General features: G+C 67.9%; 9 protein-coding genes, 1 tRNA gene and 1 pseudogene. 1 reads left to right on the top strand and 10 read right to left on the bottom strand.

All coding sequences use genetic code 11. The features are described from left to right. Positions 1-24 precede the first annotated feature (24 nt). The 8 genes from G5B31_RS20485 to G5B31_RS20450 all read right to left on the bottom strand — a co-directional run bounded on the left by G5B31_RS20485 (position 25) and on the right by G5B31_RS20450 (position 6,831). Positions 25-1,284: a glutamate-5-semialdehyde dehydrogenase gene (locus tag G5B31_RS20485; RefSeq protein WP_165020051.1), complete on the bottom strand. Its 1,260-nt coding sequence runs from the start codon at positions 1,282-1,284 to the stop codon at positions 25-27. Positions 1,285-1,358: 74 nt separating this feature from the next. After that, positions 1,359-2,495, bottom strand: a complete 1,137-nt coding sequence (proB, locus tag G5B31_RS20480; protein ID WP_165020050.1) for a glutamate 5-kinase — start codon at positions 2,493-2,495, stop codon at positions 1,359-1,361. Beyond that, positions 2,483-3,505 carry a GTPase ObgE gene (obgE, locus tag G5B31_RS20475; RefSeq protein ID WP_165020049.1) on the bottom strand — a complete coding sequence of 341 codons (1,023 nt, stop codon included), beginning with the start codon at positions 3,503-3,505 and terminating at the stop codon, positions 2,483-2,485. Before obgE ends, proB begins: the two co-directional genes overlap by 13 nt. A 99-nt stretch (positions 3,506-3,604) precedes the next feature. Continuing rightward, positions 3,605-4,120 (bottom strand): GNAT family N-acetyltransferase, encoded by a 516-nt coding sequence (locus tag G5B31_RS20470; protein WP_165020048.1) that lies wholly within the window; start codon positions 4,118-4,120, stop codon positions 3,605-3,607. Continuing rightward, positions 4,120-4,677 (bottom strand): GNAT family N-acetyltransferase, encoded by a 558-nt coding sequence (locus tag G5B31_RS20465; protein ID WP_165020047.1) that lies wholly within the window; start codon positions 4,675-4,677, stop codon positions 4,120-4,122. The genes G5B31_RS20470 and G5B31_RS20465 overlap by 1 nt, the downstream gene beginning before the upstream one ends. Before the next feature lie 145 nt (positions 4,678-4,822). After that, positions 4,823-5,092, bottom strand: coding sequence for a 50S ribosomal protein L27 (rpmA, locus tag G5B31_RS20460; RefSeq protein WP_165020046.1), 270 nt, complete (start codon positions 5,090-5,092; stop codon positions 4,823-4,825). Between the two features lie 6 nt (positions 5,093-5,098). Then, entirely contained in the window at positions 5,099-5,587 is a 489-nt protein-coding gene (gene rplU / locus G5B31_RS20455) for a 50S ribosomal protein L21 (protein WP_165020045.1), read from the bottom strand. A gap of 377 nt (positions 5,588-5,964) precedes the next feature. Further along, the gene (locus G5B31_RS20450; RefSeq protein WP_165020044.1) at positions 5,965-6,831 is read right to left on the bottom strand and encodes a DUF2059 domain-containing protein; all 867 of its coding nucleotides are present in this window, start codon (positions 6,829-6,831) and stop codon (positions 5,965-5,967) included. Positions 6,832-7,012: 181 nt separating this feature from the next. Here G5B31_RS20450 and G5B31_RS20445 point away from each other — a divergent pair. Then, positions 7,013-7,102, top strand: a tRNA-Ser gene (locus tag G5B31_RS20445). 269 nt (positions 7,103-7,371) lie between these two features. On the opposite strand, the pseudogene G5B31_RS20435 reads toward G5B31_RS20445, so the two are convergent. Continuing rightward, positions 7,372-7,650: pseudogene (locus G5B31_RS20435) on the bottom strand (nucleotidyl transferase AbiEii/AbiGii toxin family protein); the annotation flags it as partial. Positions 7,651-8,179: 529 nt separating this feature from the next. Then, positions 8,180-8,677 (bottom strand): hypothetical protein, encoded by a 498-nt coding sequence (locus G5B31_RS20430; protein WP_165020043.1) that lies wholly within the window; start codon positions 8,675-8,677, stop codon positions 8,180-8,182. Between the last annotated feature and the right edge of the window lie 58 nt (positions 8,678-8,735).

Below are 8,735 nucleotides of genomic sequence, written 5' to 3'. Positions count from 1 at the left end.
AATCGCGCCCTTGCGGACCGATCCTCAGCTGCGGACCGTGCCGTCCCCCGTCACCAGATACTTGAAGCTGCACAGTTGCTCGGCCCCGACCGGGCCGCGGGCGTGCAGCTTGCCGGTGGCGATGCCGATCTCCGCCCCCATGCCGAACTCGCCGCCATCGGCGAACTGTGTGGAGGCGTTGCGCATCAGGATCGCCGAATCGAGCCGGGTGAAGAACCGTTCCGCGGTGGCGTCGTTCTCGGTCAGGATCGCCTCGGTGTGCTGGCTGCCGTAAGCCCGGATATGGGCGATGGCCTCGTCCACCCCGTCCACCAGCTTCGCCGCGATGATGCTGTCCAGGAACTCGCGCCCGAAATCGTCGGGCGCCGCCCGGACCGTGCCGGGGACTTTCAGGAGTTCGCCTTCGGTCCGCACCTCGACTCCGGCCTTCAGCAGGTCCTCCACCAGCACCGGCCCGTGCTTGGTGTAGAACTGCCAGTCGATCAGCAGGCATTCCGCCGCGCCGCAGATGCCGGTGCGCCGGGTCTTGGCGTTCAGCACCACTGCGCGGGCCTTGTCCAGATCGGCGTCGCGGTCGGCATAGACATGGCAGATGCCTTCGAGATGGGCGAAGACCGGCACCCGTGCCTCCTTCTGCACCAGCCCGACCAGGCCCTTGCCGCCCCGGGGCACGATCACGTCGATGTAGTCCACCGCCTGCAGCATCGCCGTCACCATGCCGCGGTCGCGGGTGGGGACCAGCTGGATCGCCGCCTCGGGCAGGCCGGCCGAGACCAGCCCCTCGACCATGCAGGCATGGATCGCCTCGGAACTCTCGAAGCTCTCCGACCCGCCGCGCAGGATCACCGCATTGCCGGATTTCAGCGCCAGCGCGCCGGCATCGGCGGTGACGTTGGGGCGGCTTTCGTAGATCACCCCGATCACGCCGATGGGGGTGGCGACCCGCTGGATGTGGAGGCCGTTCGGCCGGTCCCATTCCGCCAGCACCCGGCCCACCGGATCGCGCGCCTCGGCCACCATGCGCAAGCTGTCGACGATGCCGCGCAGCCGGTGCTCGTCCAGCCGCAGCCGGTCCAGCATCGCCGGGGTCAGCCCCTTCTCCTCGCCCGCGGCAAGGTCCAGCACATTGGCGTCGAGAATCTCCTGCCGCCGCCGCCAGATCGCCTCTGCCGCCGAGACCAGTGCCGCCGCCTTGCGTTCGGACCCCGCGCAGGCCAGTTCCGCCGCCGCGGCCCGGGCCTTGCCGCCGATCTCCGCCATCAGGTCGGTGAATTGTCCGTCCATTCGCTCTTCCTTTCCGGCCACGGCAAGTTTCTTGGAAGAAACTTGCAAAAATCTTCCAAGATTTTTGCGCCCGATCAAACCACCATGTCGTCCCGATGCACCAGCGCCGCCCGGCCCTGATAGCCGAGGATCGCCTCGATCTCGCCGGAGCGGTGCCCGGCGATCTTCTTCGCCTCGGCCGAGGTATAGCGGCAAAGCCCCTTGCCCAGCACCTCGCCTTCGGGCGACAGGATCGCCACCGGCTCGCCGCGGCCGAAGGTCCCGGCGACCCGGGTCACCCCCGCCGGCAGCAGGCTTTTCCCCGCCCGCAAAGCATTCACCGCGCCGGCGTCCAGCACCAGTTCGCCCCTCGGCTTCATCGCGTTGATCCAGCGCTTGCGCGCCAGCTGCGGGTCGGCCGCCGGCACGAACCAGGTCCGCGCCGCGCCCTCGGCCAGCGCCTTCAGCGGGCGCAGGGTCGATCCTTCCATGATCGCCATGGCACAGCCGCCCGCCACCGCGGTCTTCGCCGCCAGCAGCTTGGTCTTCATGCCGCCCTTCGACAGGCCGGAGATGGCATCGCCCGCCATCGCCTCGATCCGCGGGGTGATCGCCTCCACCACGTCGAAGCGGGTGGCCGAAGGGTCCTCCTTCGGGTTGGCGGTGTAGAACCCGTCCACGTCGGACAGGAGGATCAGCTGGTCCGCCCCCACCGTCACCGCGATCTGCGCCGCCAGCCGGTCGTTGTCGCCGAAGCGGATCTCGTCGGTCGCCACGGTGTCGTTCTCGTTGACGATCGGCACCACGCCCAGGCCGAGAAGCGTCTCCATCGTGGCGCGCGAGTTCAGGTAGCGGCGGCGGTCCTCGGTATCCTCCAGCGTCACCAGCACCTGCGCGGTGGTGATGCCATGGGGGGCCAGCACCTCCTCATAGGCGCGCGCGAGGCGGATCTGCCCCACCGCGGCGGCGGCCTGCGACTGTTCCAGCGTCAGCACGCCGGCGGGCAGGTCCAGCACCTTGCGACCGAGCGCGATGGAGCCGGAAGAGACCAGCACCACATCCGCCCCGCGCAGCTTGGCCTCGGCCACGTCCAGCGCCAGCGCAGAGAGCCAGCCCTGCTTCAGCCCGGCCTTGCGGTCCACCAGCAGCGCCGAGCCGATCTTGATCACCAGCCGCTTTGCCGCCCGCACATCGGGGGCGAGCAGGGTTTCGCTCCGGTCTAGGGCTGCCATGCGCCGCGCTCCTCCTCGGGGTCCTCGCCGCGGATGGTGGCGTAGAGCGCCCGCAGCACCTCGGGGATGCCCTTGCCCGCCACGCCCGAGATCACATGCACCGGCCCGCCGCTGGCTTTCTCCAGCGCCCGGCGGCGGTCGGAGACCTGCTTCGCGTCCATCGCATCCACCTTGTTCAGGGCGACGATGCGGGGCTTGTCGCCGAGGACATCGGAATAGGCCTCAAGTTCGGTGACGATGGTCTTGTAGTCCTTGGTCACGGTCGAGGAGGTGCCGTCCACCAGATGCAAGAGCACCTTGCAGCGCTCGACATGGGCGAGGAACTGGGTGCCGAGGCCGCGGCCTTCCGAGGCACCCTCGATCAGGCCGGGGATGTCGGCCATGACGAATTCGTGCCCGTCGATGCCGACCACGCCGAGGTTGGGGATCAGCGTGGTGAAGGGATAGTCGGCGATCTTCGGCCGCGCGTTCGACACCGCGGCGAGGAAGGTCGATTTCCCGGCATTCGGCAGGCCGACCAGCCCGGCGTCGGCGATCAGCTTCAGCCGCAGCCAGATCGTCCGCTCCACCCCCGGCTGGCCCGGGTTGGCGCGGGCGGGCGCGCGGTTGGTCGAGGACTTGAAGCGCAGGTTGCCCCAGCCGCCGTTGCCGCCCTCGGCCAGGCAGACCCTTTGCCCCGGCTCGGTCAGGTCGGCCAGCACCGTCACCTCGTCCTCGTCCAGGATTTCGGTCCCCAAGGGCACCTTCAGCACGATGTCCTCGCCCGAGCGGCCGGTCTTCTGGCTGCCCATGCCGGGCTGACCGGATTTGGCAAAGAAATGCTGCTGGTAGCGGTAGTCGATCAGGGTGTTCAGCCCCTCCACCGCCTCGGCCCAGACCGATCCGCCATGGCCGCCGTCGCCGCCGTCCGGGCCGCCGAACTCGATGAACTTCTCGCGCCGGAACGAGACGCAGCCCGCCCCGCCGCCGCCGGAGCGGATATAGACTTTGGCAAGGTCGAGGAATTTCATGGGTGTTCGGCTTTCACGAGGGATGAAGCGGCGATACAGGATCGGGGCCGCAGGCTCAAGCGAGGGCTTGGGACGCAGGGCGCGGGGGCGTCGCCCCCGTCAGCCCGCTGGTCGCGGCAGCCGGAACATGTGGCAGGGCGCCGGCCCCGGCCGGCCGCGCGAGACATGCGGCGCCACGCCGGTCTCATGGAACCCGCAGGCCCGCAGCACCTTCATCGAGGCCGGGTTGTCGTGGAACACCCCGGCCGTCAGCGCCGGCATGTCGAAACGGTCGAACAGGAACCCGGCGAAGGCCGCCACCGCCTCGCGCGCCAGGCCGCGGCCGGCGGCGTCGGGCTCCAGCGCGTAGAAGATTTCCGGCTCCCCGGCATCGTCGACGCCGATCCAGCCGCGCCAGAGCCCGTTCTCCTCCACCGCCAGCCGGAACTTCAGCGCGCCGCGCCAGGCCCAGTCGTCGAGGAAGGGCCCGGCCTCGGTCAGCGGCCAGGCGGCGTGGAACATGTAGAGCATCCGCGCCACTTCGGGCCGCGTCACCAGCCCGTGGAAGCGCGGCACGTCGGCCGCCGTCATCGGCCGCAGCACCAGCCGCCCGGTGCGGATCGGCAGGTCGCGCATCAGCCGAGCTTCCGGATATAGGTCCAGGTCGGCACCACGGCATTGCGGGCCACCGAGAAAGCCTCGGCATCGCCGAGATACTGGAAGCCGTTGTTGACCAGCACCCGGGCGGAGCCGGGGTTGTCCTGGAACACCTCGGCGAAATAGGTGCGGTCGCCCAGGGGGTTGGCGGCGATCAGCGCCCGCACCGCCTCGGACGCGATGCCGGTGTTCCAGAAGGCGGGGGCGACCCAATAGGCCACCTCGGACTGGCCGCCCTGCCCCGCCTTCACCTCCATCGGCTTCAGCGAGATCACCCCCAGCAACTCCGACAGCCCGGTCAAAGCCCCGTCCAGCACCCAGACCGAGCCGGGGCGTTCGTGCTTCATCGCGCGGGCGACATAGGCCTCGGCCGCGCCGGGCGGGAACGGATGGGGAATGTTCTGCGTCGCCTCCGCCACCCGGCGGTCGCCGGCGTGGTGGGCGATCAGCCCGGCGTCCGAGGCCCGCACCGGGCGCAGGACGAAACGGCCGGCGGCGATCTGGCCTTCGGCAGCCGGGATCATGTCCAGGACCATGGCTTCCTTCCTCCCTCGAAGCTCATGTGGGGGCGGACCCCCGGGTTGTCATCCCCGCCCGGCGAAATCGCGGCGGAAATGAGGAAGGGGACCGGCTTTTCCAGCCGATCCCCCCGATACATTGGAACTGTAACGGTTTTCCGGCTTACTCGGCGGCCTCCGCGGTCGGGAGCACCGAAATGAAGGTGCGGCCCTTGAGGCCCTTCTTGAAGGTCACCTTGCCCTCGGCGGTGGCGAAGATGGTATGGTCGGTGCCCATGCCCACGCCCAGACCGGGGAAGAAGGTGGTGCCGCGCTGGCGCACGATGATGTTGCCCGGGATGGCGGCCTGGCCGCCGTAGAGCTTGACGCCCAGGCGCCGACCGGCCGAGTCGCGGCCGTTGCGGGACGAACCGCCTGCCTTCTTGTGTGCCATGGGGTGTTACTCCTTCGCTTCCGCGGCCTTGCGGGCGCGCTTCGGTTTCTCGGCGGCTTCCTCGGCGGGGGCGGCAGCCTCGGCCTTGGCGGCCTTGGCCGGCTTCGCCTTGGCGGCGCCGGGGGCTTCATGCGCGGCGAGGCGGGCGGCGGCGGTGCCGGTCGCGGCCTTGACGCCCGACTTGTCGGCGCCCTTCTCCAGGACCTCGGTGATCCGCACCAGCGTCAGCTGCTGGCGGTGGCCGCGGGTGCGCTGGCTGGAATGCTTCCGGCGGCGCTTGTGGTAGGAGATGGTCTTCTCGCCCTTGATCTGGTCGATGACCTCGGCCTGCACCGCGGCACCGGCCACGAGCGGCGCGCCGACGGTGGTGCCCAGCACCAGGATGTCGTTGAACTGGATCTTGTCGCCAGCGGCGGCATCAAGCTTTTCCACGCGCAGAACGTCGCCCGCCTGCACCTTGTATTGCTTGCCGCCGGTCTTGAGGACCGCAAACATGGGTCTTTCCTTCCCTTATTCCCGCGTCCTGCGGCCCCGTTTCCGGTGTTCTCGGGGCATCATGCCCCGCCTTCGGACTGCGCTGTCAAAACGAAACCTGCCCGGGATTCGCACCCCGGGCCGGATGCGGGCTTATGGTCCGCCCCGCCGGGGATGTCAAGCGCCCTGCCCCGCGGCAACCGTCGGACCGGGGGCGCTTCGCCCCCCGGACCCCCCGAGGATATTTGAGGCAGGTGAATTTGAAGAAGAGCGCTTCTTCCCTTTCACCTGCCCCCAAATATCCCCGCCGGAGGCACTACCGAGCCGGTTGCGCCTGAAAGGCGCAGAGGCGAGACGAAGGCTTGCGGCAAAGCCGCGCATTCCTGACGCCGGGGCCGTCAGATGTCGTTGCCGGTCATCGCCTGCGCCGCCGCCCGTCCCAGTTCGAACGAGACCCTGCGCGACACCGCGTCGAAGCCGGCGAAGAGCGCCGCGTTAAGCCGCTTGCCCTCGGGCGAGGCGGAGAAGGCGACGTAATCCTTCAGGTCGCCCTCCGGCAGCGGCTGGTAGGCCAGCGCCAGGAAGGGCACCAGCCAGTTCGCCGTCTCGGACCGGATGCTCTCCTCCTGTCCCCAGACCTCGGCCATCATCGACTCGCGGTCGGCGGGCATCCCGGGCACGCCGGTCGCCGCCATGCCCTCGAAGAAGGCGAGGTTGGCCGACATCGCCCCGGCCACGTTCATCTCGATCAGGTCGCCCGCCTCGATCAGCTCGCGCACCAGCCGCAGCTTGGGGTCGCGCTCGACCTTCATCCGCTCGGCCTCGACCTGCGCCGCCTCCTCCACCGCGATGTCGAGGATGGCGCGGCGCGCCTCGACCTCCAGCTTCAGGATCTCCTGCCCGCGCGGGGTGCCGAAGAAGGCCTCGGCTGCCGCTACCGTCTCCGGGTCCTCCGCCAGCGCGGCGTCGAAGGCCTCGGTGAAGACCGGCATCAGCACGGCGGGATCGTAGAGCAGCTGCACCCGCGCCGCCCAGGCCGCGCCGCCGCGGCCGGGGAACATCTGCTCCTCGATCGAGGCGCCGTAGGCCTTGCCCTCCTCGGCCATGACGGCGAAGACCTCGCGCATCAGCAGGGTCTCCGACAGCGCCGCCAGCCGGTCCGGCGCCACCTCCTCGGGAACCGCGGTCTCGGCCCGGACCGGCGCCTGCGGGGTCAGGGCCAGCAGCGCGGACAGGGCGGCGGCAAGCAGGGCGGAACGGGCCATCGGACACCTTCACCGGAACGGATGCGCCAAGGCTATGCCCTTGCGGGCGGCTTGCCAAGGCACGGCCCTTCACGGCCGCGTCAGCCCGGCGTCAAAAAATGCCGACGCCGCCGGGGCCATGGGGGTTGCGCTTCGCCGCGGGCCCGGCTAGATGCACCGCCATAGACGACCCCCAAAGCGCGGAGAGGTGCCGGAGTGGTCGATCGGGGCGGTCTCGAAAACCGTTGTGGGTTTGCGCCCACCGTGGGTTCGAATCCCACCCTCTCCGCCACTTGCCCTCGCGAAAGCGTTCTCCCGATCCGGCTGTTGCCGGATTTTTCCGTTGTTTTCGAGGGTTATGCGGGTGGAGCTGTTAACCGCCACTCGTCACAGAAGACCCGGAAGCGTTCTCTCGAAGCCGATATTCTCTGGACCTGTTAACCGCGGCTGACTGGTATTCGTCGAACAGCGACATGAAGCCGGTCGCGGCAAGGTCGGCCGTTTCGCCATGGACCAATCGCCGGTCCAGCCAGGTCGCGCCGTCCGATCCGATCTGCTTGCCTAGATCAGGTTATCCCTCTTCAGCTTCTCCAGATTGATCAGCTTCCAACGAACCGCACGAAGGTCAGCCGCCCGCGGCCGCTCGATAGCGTCGAAGTCAGGCGTACCGTCATGCAGGCTCAGGAGAAACGTCCTGGCCTTTTCGTCGAGACGAGACCGGATGTCCGCGACCAGCCGCTCTCGGGTTTCGAGAAGGTCGTCGAGATTGACATGCGCCTTCGTCATGCCCTCGAACTCTTTCGCATAGGGCTGGTCGAGGTCGATAAGGTTCGGGTTGACGGCATTGATTTCGACATGCGCACACTCATGCGCAATGATGTGAACGGCCTCCTGGCACGCTTTGCTCTGGGGTTCGTCGAGAAGTCCTTCCAAGAACGCCGCATTGAACAGGATATGCGATTTCAGAACACCCTCTCGCAGGACCGCTGGCGTCATGGCGACACCGACACCCCAGTCTTTGCTGGCCGTCAGGACAGAGTTGGTTTCCACACCCCGGTCCAGCTCTTCTAGGGCTTGGGCGTAGTCGTAGGCCAAAGTCACGCCGTCCAGCGTTTCGAGATCCATGTGTTGACCGAAGATCTGGATAAGACCCAAGACATTCGAACCGATCACACGAGCGTCCTCTTCTCGGGCGTAATTTCTGGCTGATGCCGAGAGGTTCAATGGCGTGGTTGTATGGGGCTGTTCGGACATACTGCTTTCCTGCCGATGCTCAAGAAGTTGGCGCTACCTTTTCCTCGATCCGAAAGCTCCTCGAAGTCACCCTGCGGTGACGTAGCATCAGAACCGGAGGACGCGATCGGATATCTCACGATAGGAAGTCGAAACTGGCTGCCGGATGGTTCTGCGCGAGGCCACGGGCGCGCAAAGAAGCGTCGGCGCCGGAGTAGCCGGCCCTGAGAAGCAGGCGCTGTTCGTCAGGGGAGAACGGGTTCAGGCGGGTCCGCAGGGAAGCGGCAGCCATAGCCTCCTCAGTGGTGAGCGGCAGAGCGTCCGGCACTGCATAGTGGGCTGATGCCGCATCGATACTCCAGTACGCCACCTGGCGTTGCCCCCCGTTGGCCATGCCGAACAGGATTCGCCGCCGGGAGTGCTCGGCCTGCTGCTGAATCAGACTGAGGGTACGGAACATCTGGCCGATCCAACGCCCGGTGGGGCGGCCGACTTCCGGGATCGTGCGGCCAGCATTGCTGACGAGGATGGTCCGGCACCGCTTCCAGACGCGTTCAAGGCCGAGATTGTCATAAATGCCGCCGTCGGCAAGAACAGCTGTCGTGGTGAACGGTTCCGGACGAACTTTTTCCATCGGGCGTCCTTCCATTCCAAAGAAAGGATCGCACCATCAAACCATGGGATCAAACACC

The organism is Rhodobacter sp. SGA-6-6 (assembly GCF_011043545.1).
Lineage (GTDB): Bacteria > Pseudomonadota > Alphaproteobacteria > Rhodobacterales > Rhodobacteraceae > Pseudogemmobacter.
Note: the sequence above shows the minus strand (reverse complement) of the source record. Positions and strands in the feature narration are given on the sequence as shown.